Source organism: Streptomyces sp. NPDC093261 (assembly GCF_044753645.1).
In the GTDB taxonomy this organism is placed as follows: Bacteria; Actinomycetota; Actinomycetes; order Streptomycetales; family Streptomycetaceae; genus Streptomyces.
In genome coordinates this window covers 1,381,907-1,405,882 of sequence record NZ_JBIVNO010000001.1, presented here as the reverse complement: position 1 = coordinate 1,405,882, position 23,976 = coordinate 1,381,907, and the positions used below count along the sequence as shown (strand labels likewise).

General features: G+C 70.7%; 16 protein-coding genes. 8 read left to right on the top strand and 8 right to left on the bottom strand.

The genetic code is table 11. The annotated features are described in order from the left end of the window. Positions 1-136: 136 nt before the first annotated feature. The gene (locus ACIP94_RS06295; protein WP_402420228.1) at positions 137-883 is read left to right on the top strand and encodes a response regulator; all 747 of its coding nucleotides are present in this window, start codon (positions 137-139) and stop codon (positions 881-883) included. Between the two features lie 64 nt (positions 884-947). On the opposite strand, the gene ACIP94_RS06290 is transcribed toward ACIP94_RS06295, so the two are convergent. Together ACIP94_RS06290 and ACIP94_RS06285 are read right to left on the bottom strand one after the other, a co-directional pair. Continuing rightward, positions 948-2,150: a winged helix-turn-helix domain-containing protein gene (locus ACIP94_RS06290; protein WP_402420225.1), complete on the bottom strand. Its 1,203-nt coding sequence runs from the start codon at positions 2,148-2,150 to the stop codon at positions 948-950. Between the two features lie 71 nt (positions 2,151-2,221). Then, positions 2,222-2,800 carry a GNAT family N-acetyltransferase gene (locus tag ACIP94_RS06285; RefSeq protein ID WP_402420223.1) on the bottom strand — a complete coding sequence of 193 codons (579 nt, stop codon included), beginning with the start codon at positions 2,798-2,800 and terminating at the stop codon, positions 2,222-2,224. A gap of 300 nt (positions 2,801-3,100) precedes the next feature. Here ACIP94_RS06285 and secA point away from each other — a divergent pair, with 300 nt between their 5' ends. Further along, positions 3,101-5,914 (top strand): preprotein translocase subunit SecA, encoded by a 2,814-nt coding sequence (secA, locus tag ACIP94_RS06280; protein ID WP_402420221.1) that lies wholly within the window; start codon positions 3,101-3,103, stop codon positions 5,912-5,914. 461 nt (positions 5,915-6,375) lie between these two features. Here secA and ACIP94_RS06275 read toward each other — a convergent pair whose 3' ends face one another. Then, a complete protein-coding gene (locus ACIP94_RS06275) occupies positions 6,376-6,954 on the bottom strand; it encodes an Rv3235 family protein (protein WP_402420218.1) in 579 nt (192 codons plus the stop codon). Positions 6,955-7,296: 342 nt separating this feature from the next. Between ACIP94_RS06275 and ACIP94_RS06270 the strand changes: the two genes are divergently transcribed. Together ACIP94_RS06270 and ACIP94_RS06265 are read left to right on the top strand one after the other, a co-directional pair. After that, a complete protein-coding gene (locus ACIP94_RS06270) occupies positions 7,297-7,812 on the top strand; it encodes a DUF6912 family protein (RefSeq protein WP_402420215.1) in 516 nt (171 codons plus the stop codon). Between the two features lie 69 nt (positions 7,813-7,881). Continuing rightward, complete coding sequence (locus ACIP94_RS06265) at positions 7,882-8,547, top strand: HAD family hydrolase (protein ID WP_402420213.1); 666 nt, start codon at positions 7,882-7,884, stop codon at positions 8,545-8,547. Between the two features lie 137 nt (positions 8,548-8,684). Here ACIP94_RS06265 and ACIP94_RS06260 read toward each other — a convergent pair whose 3' ends face one another. Then, entirely contained in the window at positions 8,685-9,251 is a 567-nt protein-coding gene (locus tag ACIP94_RS06260) for a DJ-1/PfpI family protein (RefSeq protein ID WP_402420211.1), read from the bottom strand. 649 nt (positions 9,252-9,900) lie between these two features. On the opposite strand from ACIP94_RS06260, the gene ACIP94_RS06255 reads away from it, so the two are divergent. The 3 genes from ACIP94_RS06255 to ACIP94_RS06245 all read left to right on the top strand — a co-directional run bounded on the left by ACIP94_RS06255 (position 9,901) and on the right by ACIP94_RS06245 (position 17,159). After that, positions 9,901-14,841 (top strand): NAD-glutamate dehydrogenase, encoded by a 4,941-nt coding sequence (locus ACIP94_RS06255; protein WP_402420209.1) that lies wholly within the window; start codon positions 9,901-9,903, stop codon positions 14,839-14,841. A 237-nt stretch (positions 14,842-15,078) separates the two neighbouring features. Further along, positions 15,079-15,603 carry a GtrA family protein gene (locus tag ACIP94_RS06250; protein ID WP_402420206.1) on the top strand — a complete coding sequence of 175 codons (525 nt, stop codon included), beginning with the start codon at positions 15,079-15,081 and terminating at the stop codon, positions 15,601-15,603. Between the two features lie 122 nt (positions 15,604-15,725). Then, positions 15,726-17,159 (top strand): hypothetical protein, encoded by a 1,434-nt coding sequence (locus ACIP94_RS06245; RefSeq protein WP_402420417.1) that lies wholly within the window; start codon positions 15,726-15,728, stop codon positions 17,157-17,159. A 54-nt stretch (positions 17,160-17,213) separates the two neighbouring features. On the opposite strand, the gene ACIP94_RS06240 is transcribed toward ACIP94_RS06245, so the two are convergent. From ACIP94_RS06240 to ACIP94_RS06225, 4 genes are all read right to left on the bottom strand, one after another. Continuing rightward, positions 17,214-18,875: a glycosyltransferase family 2 protein gene (locus tag ACIP94_RS06240; RefSeq protein WP_402420203.1), complete on the bottom strand. Its 1,662-nt coding sequence runs from the start codon at positions 18,873-18,875 to the stop codon at positions 17,214-17,216. Next, positions 18,872-21,106 carry a CDP-glycerol glycerophosphotransferase family protein gene (locus ACIP94_RS06235; RefSeq protein ID WP_402420200.1) on the bottom strand — a complete coding sequence of 745 codons (2,235 nt, stop codon included), beginning with the start codon at positions 21,104-21,106 and terminating at the stop codon, positions 18,872-18,874. Before ACIP94_RS06235 ends, ACIP94_RS06240 begins: the two co-directional genes overlap by 4 nt. 139 nt (positions 21,107-21,245) lie before the next feature. Beyond that, positions 21,246-22,145 (bottom strand): ABC transporter ATP-binding protein, encoded by a 900-nt coding sequence (locus ACIP94_RS06230; protein WP_402420197.1) that lies wholly within the window; start codon positions 22,143-22,145, stop codon positions 21,246-21,248. Continuing rightward, positions 22,090-23,004: an ABC transporter permease gene (locus ACIP94_RS06225; protein ID WP_402420195.1), complete on the bottom strand. Its 915-nt coding sequence runs from the start codon at positions 23,002-23,004 to the stop codon at positions 22,090-22,092. The genes ACIP94_RS06230 and ACIP94_RS06225 overlap by 56 nt, the downstream gene beginning before the upstream one ends. A 260-nt stretch (positions 23,005-23,264) precedes the next feature. Between ACIP94_RS06225 and ACIP94_RS06220 the strand changes: the two genes are divergently transcribed. After that, on the top strand, positions 23,265-23,891 hold the full coding sequence (locus ACIP94_RS06220) for a TetR/AcrR family transcriptional regulator (RefSeq protein ID WP_402420192.1): 627 nt from the start codon (positions 23,265-23,267) through the stop codon (positions 23,889-23,891). Positions 23,892-23,976 lie beyond the last annotated feature (85 nt).

The window sequence follows — 23,976 nt, the reverse complement described above, 5'->3', positions numbered from 1 at the left end:
CTCTTTCTGGCCGCGCTCTGTCACCTGGCGGCCGTCCGGACATGGAATCATGGCCGCAACGGCTCAACCGGTGGGCCGTTACCTTGGGTTGGCGATGGCACAGGACCACAGGCCACAGCCTTCAGGGGGAGGAACGATGGCGGACAGCTTCCGACCGATGCATGACGAGGATGCTGACGACGGCGTCGTCGGCATGGGCCCGGAGGCGGGCTCCTCAGGCGGCGAGCCCATCCGCGTCCTCGTCGTGGACGACCACGCGCTCTTCCGCCGCGGCCTGGAGATCGTGCTGGCCGCGGAGGAGGACATCCAGGTCGTCGGCGAGGCGGGAGACGGCGCGGAGGCGGTCGACAAGGCGGCCGATCTGCTGCCCGACATCGTGCTCATGGACGTGCGCATGCCCAAGCGGGGCGGCATCGAGGCCTGCACCTCCATCAAGGAGGTGGCTCCCAGCGCCAAGATCATCATGTTGACGATCAGCGACGAGGAAGCCGATCTCTACGACGCGATCAAGGCGGGCGCGACCGGGTACCTCCTCAAGGAGATCTCCACGGACGAGGTCGCCACGGCCATTCGCGCGGTCGCCGACGGCCAGTCGCAGATCAGCCCTTCCATGGCCTCGAAACTCCTCACCGAGTTCAAGTCCATGATCCAGCGGACCGACGAGCGCCGGCTGGTCCCGGCGCCGCGGCTCACCGACCGCGAGCTGGAGGTCCTCAAGCTCGTCGCCACCGGAATGAACAACCGGGACATCGCCAAGGAACTGTTCATCTCCGAGAACACCGTCAAGAACCACGTGCGCAACATCCTGGAGAAGCTCCAGCTGCACTCCAGGATGGAGGCCGTGGTCTACGCGATGCGGGAGAAGATCCTCGAGATCCGCTAGCCGCAGGGACCAGCGGGCGGGACACCCCGGCAGCGGGCTGCCGGGAGTCACTCCCGGGCGTGGTTCAGTCCAGGGCGCGGGCCAGCTCGCGGATCAGCGGCTCACGCAGGGCCGGAGCGTCCACCCGCTCCACGCGTACGTTGGTGCAGTCGACCCATGACGCCGCCTCCAGCAGGGCCTGGGCCACTGCCGGGACCGCCCGGGGATCCTCCAGCGTGACCTGCTTCGCGACCAGGGTGCCGCCTTCGCGCGCCGGGTCCACCCGGCCGACCAGCCGGCCGCCGGCGAGCACCGGCATCGCGAAGTAGCCGTGGACCCGCTTCGGCTTGGGGACGTAGGCCTCCAGGCGGTGCGTGAAGCCGAAGATGCGCTCCGTGCGCGCTCGCTCCCAGATCAGGGAGTCGAAGGGCGACAGCAGCGTCGTACGGTGGCGGCCGCGGGGCGGGGTCGCGAGCGCCGCCGGATCCGCCCATGCCGGTCTCCCCCAGCCCTCGACCGCCACCGGGACCAGTCCCGAATCCGCGATCACCGCATCGACCTGCTCGCCCTTGAGGCGGTGGTAGTCCGCGATGTCCGCGCGCGTGCCGACGCCGAGGGACCGGCCGGCGAGACGCACCAGCCGGCGCAGGCACTCGGCATCGTCCAGCTCGTCGTGGAGCAGGGCCTGGGGGACGGCGCGCTCGGCGAGGTCGTACACACGCTTCCAGCCGCGGCGCTCGACACACACCACCTCTCCGTACATCAGCGCGCGCTCCACCGCGACCTTCGTGCCGGACCAGTCCCACCACTCGCTGGTCCTCTTCGCACCGCCCAGATCCGTGGCGGTGAGCGGGCCCTCGGCGCGCAGCTGCTTGATGACCTGGTCGTAGACACCGTCCGGCAGCTCGTGGTTCCAGTGCGGGCGGGAGCGGTAGGCGCGGCGGCGGAAGGCGAAGTGGGGCCACTCCTCGATGGGGAGGATGCAGGCGGCGTGCGACCAGTACTCGAAGGCGTGGGGGTGGGGCACGGCCGGGCCGGCCGGCGACGGCGTCCAGTACCCCGCGTCGACCGATCTGCGGCCTATCGCGCCGAGGCGGGCATAGGCGATCAGCTCGTGGGAGCGGGCGAGGACCGAGATGGTGTCGAGCTGGACCGCGCCGAGGTGGCGCAGGACCCCGCGGACGCCGGCCCTGCGGTCGGGGGCCCCGAGGAAGCCCTGGGCCCGCAGGGCGATACGGCGGGCTTCGTCGGCGGTCAGTTCGGCGGCGGGACGCGGAAGGCTCGGCATGCTGACACCGTAGGGCCTGCCACTGACAACGCCGGATGGGCCGGGAACCGGCCTCGCGTCCCCGCCCGCGCCTACGCCGGCCGGGACGGTGCCGGCAGATACGGCGCCGACGACGGCAGGCCCAGGTCGCAGGGCAGCAGCGAGCCCACCCAGCAGTCCCGGCGGACCCCCTTGTTGTTGATCGCGGAGCGCAGGACGCCCTCGATGGTGAAACCCGCGCGTTCCGCGACCGCGCGTGAACCGGCGTTGCCCACCTCGGCCCGCCACTCCAGGCGGTCGATCGACAGCCGGGTGAAGGCCCAGCGCGCCGCGGTGAGCGTGGCCTCCGTGATGTAGCCGTTGCCCCGGTGTTCCTTCGCCGTCCAGAAGCCCACCTCGGCGACGCCCAGGGAGCGCATCGTCAGACCGAGCATGCTCACCAGCTCCCCGGAGTGCAGAAAGACGCCGAAGGTGAACATCGAGCCGTCGGCCCAGCCGTCGGGAGCCATCTGGCCGACGAACCCCTCCGCGTGCTCACGCAGATACGGCGAGGGGATCGTGGTCCAGCGCTGGATCTCGGGGTCCTGGGCGGCCGCGAACACCGCGTCGGCGTCCTGCGGGTCCACGGCGCGCAACAGCAGACGGTCGGTGGTCAGAGTGACGGGGTCCATCGCCCGATTCTCCTAGGGTCCCCGCCCGGTCGTCACGCCATTTCCCGCCGCCCCGCCCGCGCCCCGCCGGACGGGGGCGCGTCCGCCACGCCGTCGCGTCTCCTCCTCCGCCATGCCGTGAGGGTCCGGTTACTTTTCGTGGCACGGACGCGGCACCTTCCGTCGCGCCCGTCCGTTGTCCTAGTGGCTGTCGGAGACAGACCTCCCGGCGTGGCGGGGTCCTCGCTTACGATGGCCGTTGCTCAAGCTGTCATAGACAACCGACCGTCCCAGGCCCGACCGGCAAGGAGACAAACCCCCGTGTCCGTCCTCTCGAAGATCATGCGTGCAGGCGAAGGCAAGATCCTGCGCAAGCTGCACCGCATCGCGGACCAGGTCAACTCCATCGAAGAGGACTTCGTCGACCTCTCCGACGCCGAGCTGCGGGCCCTCACCGATGAGTACAAGCAGCGGTACGCCGACGGCGAGAGTCTCGACGACCTGCTGCCCGAGGCGTTCGCCACCGTGCGCGAGGCCGCCAAGCGCGTCCTCGGCCAGCGGCACTACGACGTGCAGCTGATGGGTGGCGCCGCGCTCCACCTCGGCTATGTCGCCGAGATGAAGACCGGTGAGGGCAAGACCCTGGTCGGCACGCTGCCCGCTTACCTCAACGCCCTCTCCGGGGACGGCGTCCACATCGTCACGGTCAACGACTACCTGGCCGAGCGTGACTCCGAGATGATGGGCCGCGTCCACCGGTTCCTGGGTCTGAGCGTCGGCTGCATCCTGGCGAACATGACCCCGGCCCAGCGGCGCGAGCAGTACGCGTGCGACATCACCTACGGCACGAACAACGAATTCGGCTTCGACTACCTCCGCGACAACATGGCGTGGTCGCAGGACGAGCTGGTCCAGCGCGGCCACAACTTCGCGGTCGTCGACGAGGTCGACTCCATCCTCATCGACGAGGCCCGTACGCCGCTGATCATCTCCGGCCCGGCCGACCAGGCCACCAAGTGGTACGGCGACTTCGCCAAGCTGGTCACGCGCCTCAAGCGCGGCGAGGCGGGCAACCCGCTGAAGGGCATCGAGGAGACCGGCGACTACGACGTCGACGAGAAGAAGCGCACGGTAGCCATCCACGAGTCCGGCGTCACCAAGGTCGAGGACTGGCTGGGCATCGACAACCTCTACGAGTCGGTGAACACTCCGCTGGTGGGCTACCTGAACAACGCCATCAAGGCCAAGGAGCTCTTCAAGCGCGACAAGGACTACGTCGTCATCGACGGCGAGGTCATGATCGTCGACGAGCACACCGGCCGTATCCTCGCCGGCCGTCGCTACAACGAGGGCATGCACCAGGCGATCGAGGCGAAGGAAGGGGTGGACATCAAGGACGAGAACCAGACCCTCGCCACGATCACCCTGCAGAACTTCTTCCGCCTCTACAAAAAGCTCTCCGGCATGACCGGTACGGCGATGACCGAGGCCGCCGAGTTCCACCAGATCTACAAGCTCGGCGTGGTCCCCATCCCGACCAACAGGCCGATGGTCCGCAAGGACCAGTCGGACCTGATCTACCGCACCGAGGTCGCGAAGTTCGAGGCGGTCGTCGACGACATCGCCGAGAAGCACGAGAAGGGCCAGCCGATCCTGGTCGGCACCACCTCGGTCGAGAAGTCCGAGTACCTCTCGCAGCAGCTCAGCAAGCGCGGCATCCAGCACGAGGTGCTGAACGCCAAGCACCACGAGCGCGAGGCGGCGATCGTCGCCCAGGCCGGCCGCAAGGGCGCCGTGACCGTGGCCACCAACATGGCCGGCCGTGGTACGGACATCAAGCTCGGCGGCAACCCCGAGGACCTCGCCGATGCCGAGCTGCGCCAGCGCGGGCTCGACCCCGAGGAGCACATCGAGGAGTGGGCGCAGGCCCTGCCCGCCGCCCTGGAGCGCGCCGAGCACGCGGTCAAGGCCGAGAAGGAAGAGGTCGAGGAGCTCGGCGGCCTGTATGTGCTGGGCACCGAGCGCCACGAGTCCCGCCGCATCGACAACCAGCTGCGCGGTCGTAGCGGCCGTCAGGGCGACCCCGGCGAGTCCCGCTTCTACCTCTCGCTGGGCGACGACCTGATGCGGCTGTTCAAGGCCCAGATGGTCGAGCGCGTGATGTCGATGGCCAACGTCCCGGACGATGTGCCGATCGAGAACAAGATGGTCACGCGCGCGATCGCGTCCGCCCAGTCGCAGGTCGAGACGCAGAACTTCGAGACCCGGAAGAACGTCCTCAAGTACGACGAGGTCCTCAACCGGCAGCGCGAGGTCATCTACGGGGAGCGGCGCCGCGTCCTGGAGGGCGAGGACCTGCACGAGCAGATCCAGCACTTCATGGACGACACGATCGACGCCTACGTCGCCGCCGAGACCGCCGACGGCTTCGCCGAGGAATGGGACCTGGACCGGCTGTGGGGCGCCTTCAAGCAGCTCTACCCGGTGAAGGTCACCATCGAGGAACTGGAGGAGGCCGCGGGCGACCGTGCCGGGCTGACCGCCGAGTTCATCGCCGAGTCCATCAAGGACGACATCCACGAGCAGTACCAGCAGCGTGAGGAGCAGCTCGGCTCCGAGATCATGCGTGAGCTGGAGCGCCGGGTCGTGCTGTCGGTCCTGGACCGCAAGTGGCGCGAGCACCTCTACGAGATGGACTACCTCCAGGAGGGCATCGGCCTGCGCGCGATGGCGCAGAAGGACCCGCTGGTCGAGTACCAGCGCGAGGGCTTCGACATGTTCACCGCCATGATGGAGGGCATCAAGGAGGAGTCCGTCGGCTATCTGTTCAACCTGGAGGTCCAGGTCGAGCAGCAGGTCGAGGAGGTCCCCGTCGAGGCCGCCCAGCCCTCCCTGGAGAAGGAGGAGGCGGTCGCGGCCCAGGCGGCCCGCCCGGAGATCCGCGCCAAGGGCCTGGAGGCCCCGCAGCGCCGCGAGCGGCTGCACTTCTCCGCGCCGACCGTGGACGGTGAGGGCGGCATCGTCGAGGGCGACTTCGCCGGCGAGGACGGCGAGCCCGTGCGCTCGGAGGCGGACGGCCTCACCCGGGCGGAGCGCCGCAAGCAGGCGAAGGGCGGACGCCGCCGCAAGAAGTGACGCCGCCGCCGGCGGTGGGGCCGCGCCCCACCGCCGGCGTGACGACGGACGTCGGCGCCATGCGCGTCGCCGCCGGCCGGCGGCAGCAGCGAGGCCATGAGGGGCCGGGCACCCGACTTGGGTTCCCGGCCCCTCATGTCGTCGCCGTCGGCCGTCGTGCGCCCGGCTGTCGGCCGTCGGGCTGTCGGTCGGGCGGGTCGGCTGTCAGCCGTGGGGCCGTCGGCTGCGAGCATCGGGCCGCCAGCCGCCAGCCGCCAGCCGCCAGCCGCCAGCCGCCAGCCGCCAGCCGCCAGCCGCCAGCCGCCAGCCGCCAGCCGCCAGCCGCCAGCCGCGTCAGCGGTCAGCCGCCAGCCGCGTCAGCGGTCAGCGGTTATGGGCCAGCGGTCAGCGGTCAGCGGTTTGGGGCCGGGGGCCAGCCGTCAGCCGTCAGCCGTCAGCCGTCAGCCGTCAGCCGTCAGCGGTCAGTCGTCGTCCCTCCGTGGTGGCCGGGGTCCGCCCAGCTCCACCGCCGTGCAGCGCCAGCGGTGGTCGGGGCCGCACTCCAGGCGGAACGCCATGGCGCGGAGCTGGTCGCCCGCGCCGATCCGGGCGAAGGCCTCGATGGCACCCGGGCGCGGCACGTAATAGCCGATGTCCCGGACCACCGGACGGGTGCCTCGGGCGCGCAGCGGGCCGTGTGCGGCGAGCCGGGCCAGGTCGTCGTACGCGCGGTCGGCGGTGTGGCGGAGCATGCTGTGCACCGGGCGCTGGCCGCTCAGCACCGACAGCAGACGGTCGGCGAAGAGATCCGTCGGGCGGGGCTGGGGGACGGTCGCCGCCCGGCCCGGAGCGCCGGGTGGGGCGATTCCCGGAGCACCCTGCGCCGGTGCGGTGGCCGGTCGGCGGGAGGCCGGTGCCGCGCTGCCGGTCCTGCCCGGGCCGGGGGCCGTACGGCGAGGTGTGCCGCCCGGGCGGCGGGTGTCGTGGCGGACCGGCGGGCGCCCGCCCCGCCGGGACTTCGTCGGGGGCGTTGTGCTGTTCCTGGTCATCACCTTGTTCATGCGGGATCCCCGTTTCGCGGGACCGGCGGATACCGGTCGGTAACTTCTCGGTGGGGATCCTCTACGAGACGGACGGGGCTCGCGACGGGGCCGACGCGGTGCGCGGGCGGCAGGAGGGTTCACCCATCAGGATGTGGCTGCGGGCGGGAGCCCATGGCGCGCCCGGGATGGACCGGGTGATTCACGGGTGTCCTGGTTGACGACGTGGAACGGTGCCGACGGGACCCGAAGGGGGACGCCCGCACGTATCCTGGGGTGACTCGCCGGAGGCGCGGAACGATCTTCGCGGTGTCCCTCCCGGGCCAGTCCGGCGCCCCTGACCGACTACGAAAGCGGCTCGTCATGCGCGTCTACGTCCCTTTGACCCTCTCCGGTCTCGCCGAGGCGTACAAGACGGGCGAGCTGGGCGCGGGACCGGTCGTCGCGTACGCCGTCACGCCCGCCCTGCGCGAGTGGTACCTCTCCGACGACATCGAGGAGCTGGAGTACGCGGCGCTGAGCCGGTCAGCGCTGGCCTCCCTGCGGCTGCTGGCGGCGGATCCGGGGGCGCCCAGGCGCCGGGTCGTCGTCGCGGTCGACGTGCCGGACGGCACGGCGGCGGCCGACCCTGATCGCGGTCTGGATCCGACCGCGCTCGGCGAGGTGCGGATCTCGGGGGCCGTGCCGCTGGCCAAGGTGGCCGCGGTGCACGTCGACGCGGCCGAGGCGGAGGCGGACGTGACCGAGGCGGCCCGAGCGCTCCCCGCGGCGGAGGACGGGGACGACGACGCGCAGTTCGTCGTGGACGGGGCCGAGGACCACGAACTGCTCTGGTACGCGACGCAGGAGATTCCGAATCTCCTTGGGATCGGCCGCTGACCTGGCCTTTTCCGGTTCTCTCGGTCGGGACGGCGGTGATTGTCCGTGGCACCGGGTACGTTTTCCGGCATGGGGACGCAGGGAAACGCGCACATTGTCTGGGACTGGAACGGGACGCTGTTCCACGACAATGACGCGATCATCGGGGCGACGAACGCGGCCTTCGCGGAGCTGGGCCTGGAGCCGATCACGCTGGAGCGGTACCGGGCGCTGTACTGCGTGCCGGTGCCGAAGTTCTACGAGCGGCTGATGGGGCGGCTGCCCACCGACACCGAGTGGGAGGTCATGGACGAGATCTTCCACCGCTACTACGCGGAGCACCGGATCCGGTGCGGGCTCACCGAGGGCGCGGTGGAGCTGCTCGCCGGATGGCGGTCGGCGGGCCGCAGCCAGTCCCTCCTGAGCATGTACGTCCACGAGGAACTCGTGCCGCTCGTGCGGGGATTCGGGATCGAGGCGCACTTCATCCGGGTCGAGGGGCGGATCGGTCCCTCCGGGGGCAGCAAGGCCGGGCACATGGTCCGCCATATACGGGCGCTCGGCGGCGTCGATCCCTCGCGCACGGTGGTGATCGGGGACGCCGCCGACGACGCGCTCGCCGCCCGGCACGTCGGAGCACAGGCCGTTCTGTACACCGGGGGCTCGCACGGCCGCGCCAGCCTGGAGGAGGCCGGTGTGCCCGTGGTCGACTCGCTGGAGGAGGCGGTCGCGGAGGCCGAGCGCCTGGCGGCATGAGAGGACGCGGCGCCCAGCCGATCCTCGTACCGCGGCGCCCGCCCGGGTCTCCGGGCCTCGCACCGCGGCGCCCGCCCGGGTCTCCGGGCCTCGCACCGCGCCACCCGCCGGGGCGCCGCGCCGGCACCGGCCCCGACTCAGCTCACCGGAGCCTTCGCCCGCAGGACCGTCAGGAACTCACGCATCCAGCCGGAGTGGTCCGGCCAGGCACGGGACGAGACGAGGGTGCCGTCGACGACCGCCTCGGCGTCCTGGAAGGTGGCACCGGCCGCCTGCATGTCCGGCTCCAGCGCCGGATAGGACGTGACGCGCCGCCCCCGCAGGGCGTCGACCGCGGCGGTGAGCAGGGGCCCGTGGCAGATCTGCGCGACCGGCTTGTCGGTGTCGAAGAACGACTTGACGATCTTGCGTAGTTCGGGATCGTTGCGGAGGTACTCCGGGGCACGCCCGCCGGGGATGACCAGGGCGACGTAGTCCCCGGGGTCGACATCGGAGAAGGCGAGGTCGGCGGGCCAGGTGTAGCCGGGCTTCTCGGTGTACGTGTCGAAACCGGGTTCGAAGTCGTGGACGACGAAACGGAGGGTCTTCTGGGTGGGTGCGGCGATATGGACCTCGTAGCCCTCCTCGCGAAGGCGCTGATAGGGGTACAGGACCTCCAGTGATTCCGCCGCGTCGCCGGTGACGATCAGGATCTTCTGCGTCATGTCCGCTGTGCTCCCCTCGTTCGTGCGGACGGCCCGTCCGTGCCTTCGGGCAACGTGCCTCAAGCCGGGGGCGCTGCCAAGGGGGCCCGTACGGTTCGTACCGCCATGCTCGCACCGCAGGCCCCGTGCGGCCGCTACCGAAAGCCCCCTATGGCCTGGATAGGGCTTGCGTCGGGGGCCCTGCACGGCGGCGCCCCCTTCGCCCCTGTGCAGAACGTCAAACTTAGCCCCCCTCTTTTGTACACATACGGCTCATGACGTGCCCCCCGTGAGGAGCGATAGCCTGGTGGCGTGATCAGCGCGATACCTCGCGGGGACGTCGTCGTCCCTGCCTTGCGCCCGGTGAGCACGGACGGTGTCCGTGACCGGGCGGCGGTCGCTGGTCTTCGCACGCGGGGCCGGTCGGGCAGGGCGCCGCAGGCGCCCGGCACGGCAACCGGGGCGCCGGGGACGCGAGGGGTGCGGAACGCGCCGAGAGCAGCGTCACAGTCGCCGAGGGTGCCGGAAATGGCCGATAACCCCCCGCCCATCTCTCCATGCGGCATAGCGTCGAACCAGACCGGACACCCCGCGTCACGGCGTTACGTCGGAGAAGAGACCGTACTTCCTTCTACGTCACGCAACGGCGCGCGACAGGAGCCAGAGGACAATGCAGACCAAGCTGGACGAAGCCAAGGCCGAGCTGCTCGAGAGGGCCGCCCGGGTAGCTGAGAACAGCCCGGTCGGGGGGCACCTACCGACTGGGACGACGGGCGCGGGAACCCCGGACCGGGACACCGTGCTCGCGTTCCTCCAGCGCTACTACCTGCACACCGCCCCGGAGGACCTGGCCGACCGTGACCCGGTCGACGTCCTGGGAGCCGCGTTCTCGCACTACAGACTGGCCGAAACGCGTCCACAGGGCACGGCGAACGTGCGGGTCCACACCCCCACCGTCGAGGAGAACGGCTGGACGTGCAGCCACTCCGTGGTGGAGGTCGTGACCGACGACATGCCGTTCCTGGTGGACTCCGTGACCAACGAGCTGTCCCGGCAGGGCCGGGGGATCCACGCCGTGATCCACCCGCAGTTCGTCGTCCGCCGTGACCTGACCGGCAAGCTGCTGGAGGTGCTGCCCGAGGCGCCCGGTGCCGAGCTGCCGCACGACGCGCATGTCGAGTCCTGGATCCATGTCGAGATCGACCGGGAGACCGACCGCGCCGACCTGAAGCAGATCACGGCCGATCTGCTGCGTGTCCTGTCCGACGTCCGCGAGGCCGTCGAGGACTGGGAGAAGATGCGCGAGTGCGCGCTGCGCGTCGCCGAGCAGCTCCAGAAGGAGCCCGTGCCCGGGGACCTGCCCGAGGCCGAACTCGAGGAGGCCGGCGAGCTGCTGCGCTGGCTGGCCGCCGACCACTTCACCTTCCTCGGCTACCGCGAGTACGAACTGCGCGAGGACGACTCGCTGGCCGCCGTGCCCGGCACCGGACTCGGCATACTGCGATCGGACCCGCACCACTCGGGTGACGAGAGCCACCCGGTGAGCCCCTCCTTCGAGCGGCTGCCCGCCGACGCCCGTGCCAAGGCCCGTGAGCACAAGCTGCTGATCCTCACCAAGGCCAACAGCCGCGCCACCGTGCACCGGCCGTCGTACCTCGACTACGTCGGTGTGAAGAAGTTCGACGAGAACGGCAACGTGGTCGGCGAGCGCCGCTTCCTCGGCCTGTTCTCCTCCGCCGCCTACACCGAGTCCGTGCGCCGCGTGCCCGTCGTCCGGCGCAAGGTCGACCAGGTCCTCAAGGGTGCCGGGTTCTCGCCCCACAGCCACGACGGCCGCGACCTGCTCCAGATCCTGGAGACCTACCCGCGCGACGAGCTGTTCCAGACGCCGGCCGACGAGCTGCGCTCCATCGTCACCTCCGTCCTCTACCTCCAGGAACGCCGCCGGCTGCGGCTCTACCTGCGCCAGGACGAGTACGGGCGCTACTACTCGGCCCTCGTCTACCTGCCCCGCGACCGCTACACCACGGGCGTCCGGCTGCGGATCATCGACATCCTCAAGGAGGAACTCGGCGGCATCAGCGTCGACTTCACGGCCTGGAACACCGAGTCGATCCTCTCCCGGCTGCACTTCGTCGTGCGCGTCCCCCAGGGCACCGAGCTGCCGCAGCTGTCCGACGCCGACAAGGAGCGCATCGAGGCGCGCCTGGTGGAGGCCGCCCGCTCCTGGGCCGACGGCTTCGCCGAGGCGCTGAACGCCGAGTGCGGTGAGGAGCACGCCGCCGAGCTGATGCGCCGCTACGCGGGCGCCTTCCCCGAGGGCTACAAGGCCGACCACAGCCCCCGGGCCGCGGTCGCCGACCTGGTCCACCTCGAGCAGCTCAGCACCGAGGAGGGCGGCCGGAACTTCGCGCTCAGCCTGTACGAGCCGGTGGGCGTCGGCCCCGGCGAGCGCCGCTTCAAGATCTACCGCAAGGGCGAGTCCGTCTCCCTGTCCGCCGTGCTGCCGGTGCTCCAGCGGCTTGGCGTCGAGGTCACCGACGAGCGCCCGTACGAGCTGCGCTGCGCGGACCGTACGACCGCGTGGATCTACGACTTCGGTCTGCGCCTGCCGAAGTCCCTGGTCGGCAACGGTGACCACCTCGGCGACGACGCCCGTGAGCGGTTCCAGGAGACCTTCGCCGCGACCTGGACCGGGCAGGCGGAGAACGACGGCTTCAACGCCCTGGTGCTGAGCGCCGGGCTCACATGGCGGCAGGCCATGGTGCTGCGCGCGTACGCCAAGTACCTGCGCCAGGCGGGTTCCACCTTCAGCCAGGACTACATGGAGGACACCCTCCGCAACAATGTCCACACCACCCGGCTGCTGGTGTCGCTGTTCGAGGCGCGGATGTCGCCGGAGCGGCAGCGGGCCGGCCTGGAGCTGACCGACGCCCTGCTGGAGGAGCTGGACGCCGCGCTCGACCAGGTCGCCTCCCTGGACGAGGACCGCATCCTGCGCTCCTTCCTCACCCTGATCAAGGCGACCCTGCGCACCAACTTCTTCCAGGACGGGCGCGACGGCAAGCCGCACGACTACATCTCCGTGAAGTTCGACCCGCAGGCCATCCCGGACCTGCCGGCGCCGCGCCCGGCGTACGAGATCTGGGTGTACTCGCCGAAGGTCGAGGGCGTGCACCTGCGCTTCGGCAAGGTCGCGCGCGGTGGTCTGCGCTGGTCCGACCGGCGTGAGGACTTCCGCACCGAGATCCTCGGTCTGGTCAAGGCGCAGATGGTGAAGAACACCGTCATCGTGCCGGTGGGCGCCAAGGGCGGTTTCGTCGCCAAGCAGCTGCCGGACCCGGCCGCGGACCGTGACGCCTGGCTCGCGGAGGGCATCCGCAGCTATCGCACCTTCATCTCGGCGCTGCTCGACATCACCGACAACCTGGTAGCCGGCGAGGTCGTGCCGCCCGCGGACGTGGTCCGGCACGACTCGGACGACACCTACCTCGTGGTCGCCGCCGACAAGGGCACGGCGACGTTCTCGGACATCGCCAACGAGGTCGCCGAGAGCTATGGCTTCTGGCTCGGTGACGCCTTCGCCTCCGGCGGCTCGGCGGGCTACGACCACAAGAAGATGGGCATCACCGCCCGAGGCGCCTGGGAGTCGGTCAAGCGGCACTTCCGGGAGCTGGGCGTCGACACCCAGACCGAGGACTTCACCGTGGTGGGCATCGGTGACATGTCCGGTGACGTGTTCGGCAACGGCATGCTGCTGTCCGAGCACATCCGCCTGGTCGCGGCCTTCGACCACCGGCACATCTTCATCGACCCGAACCCGGACGCGGCGACCTCGTACGCGGAGCGCCGCCGTCTGTTCGAGCTGCCGCGCTCGTCGTGGGCCGACTACAACACCGAACTGCTGTCGGCGGGCGGCGGTGTGTTCCCACGGTCGGCGAAGTCGATCCCGGTCAACGCGCACATCCGCGAGGCGCTCGGCATCGAGGGCTCGGTCACCAAGATGACCCCGGCCGACCTGATGAAGACGATCCTCGCGTCGCCGGTCGACCTGCTGTGGAACGGCGGCATCGGCACGTACGTCAAGTCCTCGGCGGAGTCGAACGCGGACGTCGGCGACAAGGCGAACGACGCCATCCGCGTGGACGGCAAGGACCTACGGGTCAAGGTCGTGGGCGAGGGCGGCAACCTGGGTCTGACCCAGCTCGGCCGGATCGAGTTCGCCCAGCAGGGCGGCAAGATCAACACGGATGCCATCGACAACAGCGCGGGCGTGGACACCTCCGACCACGAGGTGAACATCAAGATCCTGCTCAACGCCGTCGTGGCCAATGGTGACCTGACGGTCAAGCAGCGCAACCAGCTGCTCGCCGAGATGACCGACGAGGTCGGCGCCCTGGTGCTGCGCAACAACTACGCGCAGAACGTGGCGATCGCCAACGCCCTGTACCAGTCCAAGGACATGCTGCACGCACAGCAGCGGTTCCTGCGCCACCTGGTGCGCGAGGGCCACCTCGACCGGGCGCTGGAGTTCCTGCCCACCGACCGGCAGATCCGCGAGCGGCTGAACGCCGGACAGGGCCTGACCGGCCCGGAGACGGCCGTGCTGCTGGCGTACACCAAGATCACGGTGTCCCGGGAGCTGCTGGAGACTCCGCTGCCCGACGACCCGTATCTGCGCCGTCTGCTGCACGCCTACTTCCCGACGGCGCTGCGCGACCGGTTCCCCGAGCAGATCGACAGCCACGCGCTGCGCCGGGAGATCGTGACGACCCTGCTGGTCAACGACACGGTCAACACGGGTGGCACGAGCTTTCTGCACCGTCTGCGCGAGGAGACGGGCGCCTCGCTGGAGGAGATCGTCCGGGCGCAGACCGCGTCCCGCGCGATCTTCCACGCCGGCGCGGTGTGGGACGCGGTCGAGGACCTGGACAACAAGGTCGAGGCCGAGGTCCAGACCCGTATCCGGCTGCACTGCCGCCGGCTGGTCGAGCGCGGCACGCGCTGGCTGCTCAACAACCGGCCGCAGCCGCTGGAGCTCAGCGAGACCATCGCGTTCTTCGGTGAGCGCGTCGAGCAGGTGTGGAGCGGGCTGCCCAAGCTGCTGCGCGGCGCGGACCTCGAGTGGTGGCAGAAGATCTACGACGAGCTGACGGGCGCCGGCGTCCCGGACGAACTCGCCACGCGCGTGGCCGGGTTCTCCTCCGCCTTCCCGGCGCTCGACATCGTCTCGGTGGCCGACCGCACCGGCAAGGACCCGATGGACGTCGCCGAGGTCTACTACGACCTCGCCGACCGCCTCAACATCACGCAGCTGATGGACCGCATCATCGAACTGCCGCGCGCGGACCGGTGGCACTCGATGGCCCGGGCGGCGATCCGCGAGGATCTGTACGCGGCCCACGCGGGTCTGACGGCCGAGGTCCTGGCCGTGGGCAACGGCTCCTCCACGCCGGAGCAGCGGTTCGAGGCCTGGCAGGAGAAGAACGGGGCGATCCTGGGCCGGGCCCGGACGACCCTGGACGAGATCGCGGGCTCCGACTCGTTCGACCTCGCGAACCTCTCGGTGGCGATGCGCACGATGCGGACGCTGCTGCGGTCGCACAGCTAGCGGGACACGGCCGGTCCGGTAGGCACCGGACCGGCGCGGCCGGTGCGACGGCGGGGGTGCTCCCGGAAGGGGGCGCCCCCGTGGGCGTAGCCGTGGAGCATTCCCACCAGGGCCCGTCCCGTACCGCTTTCTTGCCAAGAGCTTGGGGAATTCAGGCGGTCACTTTACTCTCGCTCGCTAAACACGACATTTGGACTAGGTTCGGCGTGATCCGACGACTGTGGAGGACCCCTACCCGTGACTGTGAACCTCTCCGAGCAGCGGCCCCAGGTCGCTCGCCCGGTTGCCGAGACCGTCGTCCCCGCACCCGTCCCCGTACGTGTCCCGGCACTCGCCCGGGCCCGGCGGATCGCGGTCGAGGTGGCCAAGTTCGGGGTCGTCGGCGGCAGCGGTGTCGCGGTCAACTTCCTCGTGTTCAACGCCCTGTTGCACGGTCTGAAGTGGGCCCCCATGACGGCGACCGTGCTCGCCAGCGTCATCGCCATGGGCACCAACTACCTCGGCTTCCGCTTCTTCGCCTACCGTGACCGGGCCTCGCGCACCCGGCAGCAGATGGTGCTGTTCTTCGTCTTCAGCGGGATCGGTGTGGTGATGGAGAGCGTGCTGTTCTACGCGGGCTACCACGTCCTCGGCATGAGCGGGCCCTTCGGCTCCAACGTGGCGAAGGCGCTGTCGATCGTGCTGGCGTCGGCGTTCCGCTTCCTCGTGTACCGCACCTGGGTCTTCCAGCACGAGGCGAAGCAGGGCCACGGCGCACGATGAGCGTGACCGCGGAGGACACCGGCGGGGCACGGGGAGCCGGACGGCGGCCCGGGGGCCCAGGAGGACCGTTCGCGGCCCCCGGGACGCCGCGTGGCGCCGTGGGCATCACCCTGTGGGCGGCCATGGCGCTGTTCGTCGTCCTGATGCTGCTCGTGATCGTGCGGCTGCCGTGGGCGGGCGATCTCGGGATGCACGCGGCGACCGTGGAACGGCTGCGGCACCGGCTGCTGGATCCCGGCAATCCCCTGGTCGACGAGAACACACCGAGCCCGTACTACTCGCCGTGGACCGTCCTCCTCGGCGTGATCGCCCGCCTCACGGGACTGTCCGTGTGGGTCGTGCTGCGCATCGGCGCGCTGATCAGTCTGACGCTGCTGGTGACGGGCGTGTGGCGGTACGTCCGTGCGCTGACCGCCCACCGTCTCGCGCCGCCGCTCGCCCTGCTGTGCGTGGTGCTCCTGTGGGGCACCGAGGTGTTCAACTGGAGCGGCTTCCTCGGACTCAACTCCCTGGCGCTGACGGTGGCCTACCCCAGCGTGCTCGCGCTGGGGCTCGCCTTCCACTTCTGGGCCCTGCTGATACGGGCGCTGAAGGGCGAGCCCGCGGGGTGGACCGCCTTCCTCGGGCTCGGTGCGCTGTGGGCGGTGATCCTGCTCAGCCACCAGTTCACCGGTGTGGTGGCGACGCTGGGCGCGCTCGCGACGGTGGTCGGTGCGCGCGCCGGCCGCCGGGCCTGGCTGCGGCTCGGGGCGGGAGTCCTGCTCGGCGTGGTGATCCTCGCGCTCTGGCCCTACTACGACTTCTTCGCGCTGTTCCGGGTGGGCGGTCTGGAGGCGATCCACCGGCCGCTGTACCAGCATCTCTTCGCCCGGTTCTCCCTGGTGCTGGTCGGGGTGGCGGCGCTGGGCCTGAGGGCGCGACGTGACCTGCGGGACCCGCTGGTGGTGTTCTTCCTGCTCGGCGCGCTGATGTTCGCGGCAGGCGGGCTCACCGGGCACTACTCCTGGGGCCGGACACTGCCGGCCGTGCTGATCCCGGCGCAGATCGCGGCGGCCGTGGAGGTGGCCGGCGCGGCGCGCGGCACCCTGCGGAACGTGGGGGCGTGGGTGCTGGCGGCGGCCCTCGGGATCGGCGCGTGGACACAGGCGCAGACCGTCGGATACGTGGTGGGGCGCGGCGCCCTGCCCGCGGCGGTCGCCGCGAAGTACCGGACGCCGTGGGTGGGGTACCACTGGATCACGCCGTGGGTGCGGTACGGGGACGTGGTGATGACGCCGACGTTCACCGCGCGGCAGATTCCGGCGTACGGGGCGTACACCGTGGCACCCGGGTATCCCGACTTCTTCCTGCCGGACGAGGCCAGGCGGGAGACCGCGGTGCGGACGTACTTCGCGAAGGGCTCGTCGCGCGGCGCTCGGCTCGGCGCCCTGCGATCGTACGGCGTGCGGTGGGTGGTGCAGCGGCCGTCGGACGGCGGACTGCGGCCCGGGGACGCGGCGCTGCGGCGCGTGGCCTCGGGACCGGGCGGCCAGGTCCTGTACCAGGTGGTGCGCTGACGGACCCGAAGGAGCGAAGGTGTGGGGCGGACTGCTCGGTCCGCCCCACCGTCGTTATCGCAGGACGCTGCGGACCAGCCGTGCCGCCTCGCGCACCCGCGGTCCCGCCACCCGGCGGACCACCGGGCCCACCCGGGCGGTGAGTCCCACCGGGCGCCAGCGGATCTGGAGGCGGCCCGCCCCACGGCCCTCGGGCTCCACCGTCATCTCGTGCGGCAGCGTGCCCACCTGGGTCGCCGTCAGGGCCGGGAAGGACAGCGGGGCCAGCAGGACGCCCGAGTTGGACAGGCCCTGCTGGTTCAGCCGCAGCATCGGGTGGCGGACGCCGTCGAAGCCCTGCACGGGCAGCTGCGCCGCCCCGAGGTCCACGCGGACCTGCCCCTCGAAGACGCCGGGGCGGACCGGGTCCAGACGGAATGCCGTCACCAGCTGGCGCCGGCCGGGTGTGACCACGATGCTCGCCCGCTGCGGTCCCACGGGCAGCCGCAGACCGGGGTCGTAGGTCCGGACCGACAGATCCACCGAGGCGCCCGGTCCCGGCGTCACGGACGTGATCTCGTGGCGGAACTGCGCGCTGGAGAAGGGACGGTACTCCAGCTCGAGATCGGTGATGTCGAGTTCCCGGCGCGCCCAGGACGAGGACGGGAGCACCGCGCCCCAGTAGGTGGCGCCCGAGGCGTCCGTCACCGTCTCCCGGGGGGCGACCCCGTGGCCCAGTCCCCGTGCCGCCGACTGGGCCTCCTCCAGTCGACGGTCGCGCACGAGCTGGATCACCACCCGCTCCAGGCGCGGCAGCCGCGCGTACGCGGCGGGAGCCAGCGTCTCCAGATACGGCGTCACCAGGTCCGCGAAACCGGCCAGCCACTCCTCGTCGCGGTACGGCAGGTCACCCGCGTACATCCGGAAGTCGTGCTTGAGGAACTTGTAGTCCTTGTCCGCCCGGAGTGCCTCATGGCCGCTCTCGGTCAGGAACGCGTCGATCAGCGTCTGCACATGGATGCGGTCGCGGACGTTGGACAGCTTGTGCCGCTGGTTGGAGATCGACGCCGCCTCCGCCGCCACGTAGGGGGCTATGTACCAGCGGTAGACCGTCTGCGGGATGATCGTGAAGGCGCGTGCCAGGCAGTACGACTGCGCCGAGAACAGCTGGTCCTCGTAGTGGATGCCCTCGGGGAAGCGCAGCTCGTGCCGGTCCAGGAACTCCCGCCGGTACATCTTGCTCGTCGACAGGTGCTCGAAGAGCAGGCCGGGTTCGGACTCGATGCCCTCGACCGTGCGCCGCTCGGCGACCAGGTGCGGCATCCAGGCCGAGCGCTGACCGGTGTCGACGCGGACGCGCTCCACCGCGCCCATGGCGAAGTCGATGTCACGCTCGCGGTGTGCGTTCAGCAGCAACTCGACGGCGTTGTCGGCCAGTTCGTCGTCGCTGTCCAGGAACATCAGGAACGGCGCCCGGGCGATGTCGATGGCCCGGTTGCGCGGGGCGCTGCAGCCGCCGCTGTTCTCGGGCAGGCGCAGATAGCGCACCCGCTCGTCCTGGGCCTCGAGGCGGCGGGCCACCGACGGGGTCTCGTCCGTCGAGTGGTCGTCGCTGATGATCACCTCGATGTTCGTGTACGTCTGCCGCAGCAGCGAGGCCACGGCGCGCGGCAGGCGCTCCGCGTCGTTGTAGACGATGACCGTGATCGTCACATCGGGGGTACGGGTCGTCGTCACGCCGTCGCCTCCTCGGGGGTCGGGGCCGGGGTCCGTTCGTCCACCGGGACCACGGGCGGCAGCGACTCCTCGCTCTCGCCCAGGAAGACCCGGCGCACCACGCGCTCGGCCGCCCGGCCGTCGTCGAACTCGCAGAACCTGCGCCGGAAGGCGGCCAGCGCCTTGTGTGCGGCCTCGTCCCGCCACGCGTCCGTCTCGAAGACGGCCGCCAGCTCCTCCTGGGTGCGGGCCACCTGGCCCGGCGCCTCGGCCATCAGGTCGAAGTAGACGCCGCGGGTCTTCGCGTACGTCTCCCAGTCGTCGGCGTAGATCACGATCGGACGGTTCAGGTTGGCGTAGTCGAACATTATCGACGAGTAGTCCGTGACCAGGGCGTCCGCCGCCAGGGAGAGGTCCTCGACCGGGTCGTACGACGAGACGTCGATCACCCGGCCCGAGCGGCGCAGACCGGCCAGCGGGGAGGCCGCGCCGCCGTAGAAGTAGTGGCCGCGGACCAGCAGGACCGTGTCCTCGCCCAGCCGGTCGGCGAGGGAGGCGAGGTCCAGGCGCGGCGTCCAGCCCGCCTCGTAGTCGCGGTGCGTGGGGGCGTACAGGATGGCCCGGCGGCCCGGGGCTATGCCCAGGCGCTCGCGTATCGCGCGGACGTCCTCGGCCGTGGCCGAGTAGAAGACGTCGTTGCGGGGATAGCCGTAGTCCAGCGAGGTGTAGCGCGAGGGGTAGGCGCGCTCCCACATCCGGGTGGAGTGGCTGTTCGCGGAGACGCTGTAGTCCCACTTGTCTATGCGGGCCAGCAGGGCGTCGAAGTCCAGCCCCTTGGAGGCGGCAGGGAAGTCCACCTGGTCCAGGCCCATGCGCTTGAGCGGGGTGCCGTGGTGGGTCTGCACATGGACGGCGTCCGGGCGCTTCACCACCGCGTTGGGGAAGTTGACGTTGTTTACCAGGTACCCGGCCCTCGCCATCACGTCCCAGTAGCGGCGCGTGCCGGGGATGATGTGGTCGGTGCCCGGCGGCAGCAGCGCCGCCTTGCTCCGGGAGACCACCCACACCGGGCGGATGTGGGGGGCGAGTTCGGCGAGCTTCGCGGCTATGGCGGCCGGGTTGCAGGCCACGCCCCGGTCCCAGTACGCCGAGAACACGGCCAGGTGGGGGTCGACGGGCTCGCTCAGGGCGCGGCGGTAGCGGTGGTCGCGCAGTTTCGCGCCGACCTGCCGCTTGCCCGACACGACCACCGACCGCACCTCGCGGCGCTTCTGGTTGGCGGCCTGGAAGACGCGGTACTTCGTGTACGCGTTCTCCTCCAGGAAGGCGTGGCGGACCCCCTCGAAGCCGGCCGGGCGCTGGTGGTGCTCCGGCCGCCACCGCACGGCGGCCTGGGAGGCACGGGCGAAGAACTCCCGCGCCTCGGCCTCCGGCATCCCGCTGCGGCTGAACACGCGCAGCAGATCGCGGACCATCAGGTCGTACAGGACCGCCCGGGGCCCCTCGGGCGCACCGCGCCCGGCGAGCAGGCGGTGCAGCCGCTCGTACCGCTCCAGGGTCTGGTAGCGCCGTGCGGTGGTCACCGGCGGCAGGCTCTGTTCGCGCAGCTCCCGTACCTCGTAGGCCACCTCGTCGAGCGCGGCGACCTCCTGGGCGTGCAGGAGCGCGGCGAGGGCCGTGTAGGTCTCGTCGTCGCCGAACTCGGGATCGGCCAGGTCGTCACGGACGGCCCGGGAACGCCAGAAGTCCGCGCGGATCAGCCGGTTGCCCAGGATCGGGGCCAGCCAGAGCAGCTGCGGGAAGTCGGCGAGCGGGGCGGCGTGGCGGCCGGTGCGGGCCAGGAACCGGCCGTCCCCGCTGGCCGCGGCGGTGGTCTGCCAGGTGGAGCGGACGTGGTTGACGACCAGGACGTCCGCCGAGTCCGCCAGTTCGGCGGTGCGGTCGGCGAGCGCCCGCAGGGCGCCGGCGGGCAGCCCGTCCTTGGCGTGCACGAAGTGCAGCCAGCGGCCGGTGGCCCGGTCGGCGCCCGCCGCCCGGGCGGCGCCGTCGCTCGTGCCTTCCGGCAGCGGCAGCACCACCATCCTGGGGTCGTCGGCCGCGCGCTGCTCGGCCTGCTGTCTGGCCCAGTCGCCCACGGTCGCGATGATCACCTCGGCCCCGGCGAAGGGCTGCGCGGTGAGGGAGTCCAGGAGTTCTCCCAGATGACCTTGGGGATCGGGACCGTGGACGATGACGCTCAGCCCTGGTTGCACGTGGTCTCCTCGCTCTTCAGGCGCCCACGGCGGCCCTGCTGCTGGTGGAACAACATGTATAAGGCGTATACGAGTCAGGTAAGAGGCATGTACGAGACATGAACAACCGCTGTCGTGTGCGCCTCATTGAGGGAAGATGCTACTGGGCGGCCGCCGGTTCCTTCCGCCGGGGCTTCGGCGCCGGGACGTCCTTCTGCTGGTCGCCGCCGCCCGTGAACGCCTCGTAGGCCTCCAGGACCTCCTCGGTCGGGCCGTCCATGCGCAGCACGCCGCGCTCCAGCCACAGCACCCGGTCGCAGGTGTCACGGATCGACTTGTTGTTGTGGCTGACCAGGAAGACGGTACCCGCGTGCTGGCGCAGCTCGCGGATGCGCTCCTCGGACCGTTTCTGGAAGGAGCGGTCACCGGTGGCGAGGGCCTCGTCGATGAGGAGCACGTCGTGGTCCTTGGCGGCGGCGATGGAGAAGCGCAGCCGGGCGGCCATGCCGGAGGAGTAGGTCCGCATGGGCAGGGTGATGAAGTCGCCCTTCTCGTTGATGCCGGAGAAGTCGACGATCTCCTGGTAGCGCTCCTTGACCTGCTCCCGGGACATGCCCATGGCGAGGCCGCCGAGGTGGACGTTCCGCTCGCCGGTGAGGTCGTTCATCAGGGCCGCGTTCACGCCGAGGAGGGAGGGCTGGCCGTTGGTGTAGATCCTGCCGTTCTCTACGGGCAGCAGTCCGGCGACGGCCTTGAGCAGCGTCGACTTGCCGGAACCGTTGGTGCCGATCAGGCCGATCGCCTCGCCCTTGTACGCGGTGAAGGACACGTTCTTGACGGCGTGCACCCGGCGCACGCCCGCCGCCTTCTCCACCTGCTTGCGGCGCACGATGCGGTTGAGCGCGGCGGTCGCGGTGCCGCGGCCGGCCCCCGTGCCGTTGACGCGGTAGACGATGTCGACGCCGTCGCAGATGACGGTCGGGATGAGCTGGTCGCTGATCGGGTTAGCCACGGCCGTACGTCTCCTCAGCCTTCCAGAAGTAGATGAAGCCTCCGACACCGGCGACCAGGGCCCAGCCCGTCGCCACCGCCCACACATGCGGGGGCAGCTGGTGCGCGTGGAAGCTGTCGATCAGCGCGTAGCGCATGAGGTCGATGTAGACGGCGGCCGGATTGGTCTCCAGGGCGCTCGTCACCACATGGGGCAGGTGGTCCTTCTTGGTGAGCTTGTCGATGCTCCACATGACGCCCGACACGTACATCCAGGTCCGCAGGATGAACGGCATCAGCTGCGCGATGTCCGGTGTCTTGGCGCCCATTCGGGCCATGATCATCGACACGCCGGCGTTGAACATGAACTGCAGCACCAGCGCCGGGATCGCCAGCAGCCAGGAGGCGGCGACCGGCACGCCGAAGCAGAGCAGGATGACGACCAGGGCGGCCATCGAGAACAGCAGCTGCTGGAGCTGCTGGAGGCAGAAGGAGATGGGCAGCGCGGCGCGCGGGAAGTGCAGGGCGCGGACGAGCCCCAGGTTCCCGGAGATAGCGCGGGTGCCCGCCATGATCGAGCTCTGCGTGAACGTCCAGATGAACACGCCCGTGACCAGGAACGGGATGTAGTCCGGGACGCCGTGCTTGGTGCCCAGCAGGACACCGAAGATGAAGTAGTAGACCGCCGCGTTCAGCAGCGGCGTCATGACCTGCCAGACCTGGCCCAGCTTCGCCTCGCTGTACTGCGAGGTGAGCTTGGCCGTGGCGAAGGCCGTGATGAAGTGGCGGCGCGCCCACAGCTGGCGGACGTACTCGGGCAGGGAGGGACGGGCACCGCTGACCGAGAGGCCGTACCGGGCGGCCAGCTGCGCCGGGGTCTCGGCCGCTTCGGCTGCCGTGGGGGGCGGTGTGTGGAGGACCTGGCTCACATCCGCTGCTTTCGCTCGGGGGTCGGTTGCGCGAACCGGTCCGCAGTCTTCCGCCGCCTTGCCCCGTTTGGTACCACTGCCCGGCTTTTCTCACTTTTCTTGCCGGGGTCTTGCTCTGCCCTTAGGGCTCTTTTGCTTGTCTTGGGGGTTTGGACTACTGCTCTTTGCGTCGGGACGGGACCGTATCGTCGCAACGTGAGAGTAAGCCGTTTCGACGTCGGAACGCAACCGTTTCGTCGTCACGCCCTATGCTGGTCCGCATGACCACGAACGCCGACACTCCCCAGGTGAACCGGCGCCGCAGGGCGCCCGCGGGTGCGGCCGTGCTGCGCGAGGACGTGACGGAGGCCATCCGCCTGGCCGTCTTCGAGGAGCTCGCGGCCGTCGGCTACGCCCGGATGTCCATCGAGGGCATCGCGCGCCGGGCCGGTGTCGGCAAGACGGCGGTGTACCGCCGGTGGCGCTCCAAGCTGCACCTGGTCCTCGACCTGGTCTCGGCGGTCGCCGTCCAGGGCCTGCCGGCCCCCGACACCGGATCCCTGGAGGGAGACCTGCGTCTGCTGTACGAGGTGACGTCACGCGCCCTGCGCCATCCCGTGGCCGGGCAGATCATCCCGGACCTCCAGGCGGAGGCGGCCCGCAATCCCGAGATCGCGGACGCCATGCAGAAGGCGCTGCGGGAAGGCCAGCAGAGCGTGGCGAGCGGCATCGTCGCGTCGGCCGCCGCCCGCGGCGAGATCAGCGAGGGCATCGACCAGGATCTGGCCCTGGACCTGATCTCGGGACCGCTGTACTGGCGCGCGGTGGTGGTACGGGGCCCGAAGCTGCCGAAGGGCTATCTGGCGGGGCTGGCCCGGGCCACCGCGGGGGCGTTGAAGGCGCTGTGAGCGGGGGCCGCCCGTCACCTGGAAGTGCGGCGGCGCGGCGCGGTCCCAGGGGTCGCCGCTGGTGAGATCGCCCGCCGGGTGGGGC

Coding starts and splice junctions, on each gene's coding strand:
- ACIP94_RS06295 (WP_402420228.1), top strand. CDS start 137: ATGGCGGACAGCTTCCGACCGATGCATGACGAGGATGCTGACGACGGC.
- ACIP94_RS06290 (WP_402420225.1), bottom strand. CDS start 2,150: ATGCCGAGCCTTCCGCGTCCCGCCGCCGAACTGACCGCCGACGAAGCC.
- ACIP94_RS06285 (WP_402420223.1), bottom strand. CDS start 2,800: ATGGACCCCGTCACTCTGACCACCGACCGTCTGCTGTTGCGCGCCGTG.
- ACIP94_RS06275 (WP_402420218.1), bottom strand. CDS start 6,954: ATGAACAAGGTGATGACCAGGAACAGCACAACGCCCCCGACGAAGTCC.
- ACIP94_RS06270 (WP_402420215.1), top strand. CDS start 7,297: ATGCGCGTCTACGTCCCTTTGACCCTCTCCGGTCTCGCCGAGGCGTAC.
- ACIP94_RS06265 (WP_402420213.1), top strand. CDS start 7,882: ATGGGGACGCAGGGAAACGCGCACATTGTCTGGGACTGGAACGGGACG.
- ACIP94_RS06260 (WP_402420211.1), bottom strand. CDS start 9,251: ATGACGCAGAAGATCCTGATCGTCACCGGCGACGCGGCGGAATCACTG.
- ACIP94_RS06255 (WP_402420209.1), top strand. CDS start 9,901: ATGCAGACCAAGCTGGACGAAGCCAAGGCCGAGCTGCTCGAGAGGGCC.
- ACIP94_RS06245 (WP_402420417.1), top strand. CDS start 15,726: ATGGCGCTGTTCGTCGTCCTGATGCTGCTCGTGATCGTGCGGCTGCCG.
- ACIP94_RS06220 (WP_402420192.1), top strand. CDS start 23,265: ATGACCACGAACGCCGACACTCCCCAGGTGAACCGGCGCCGCAGGGCG.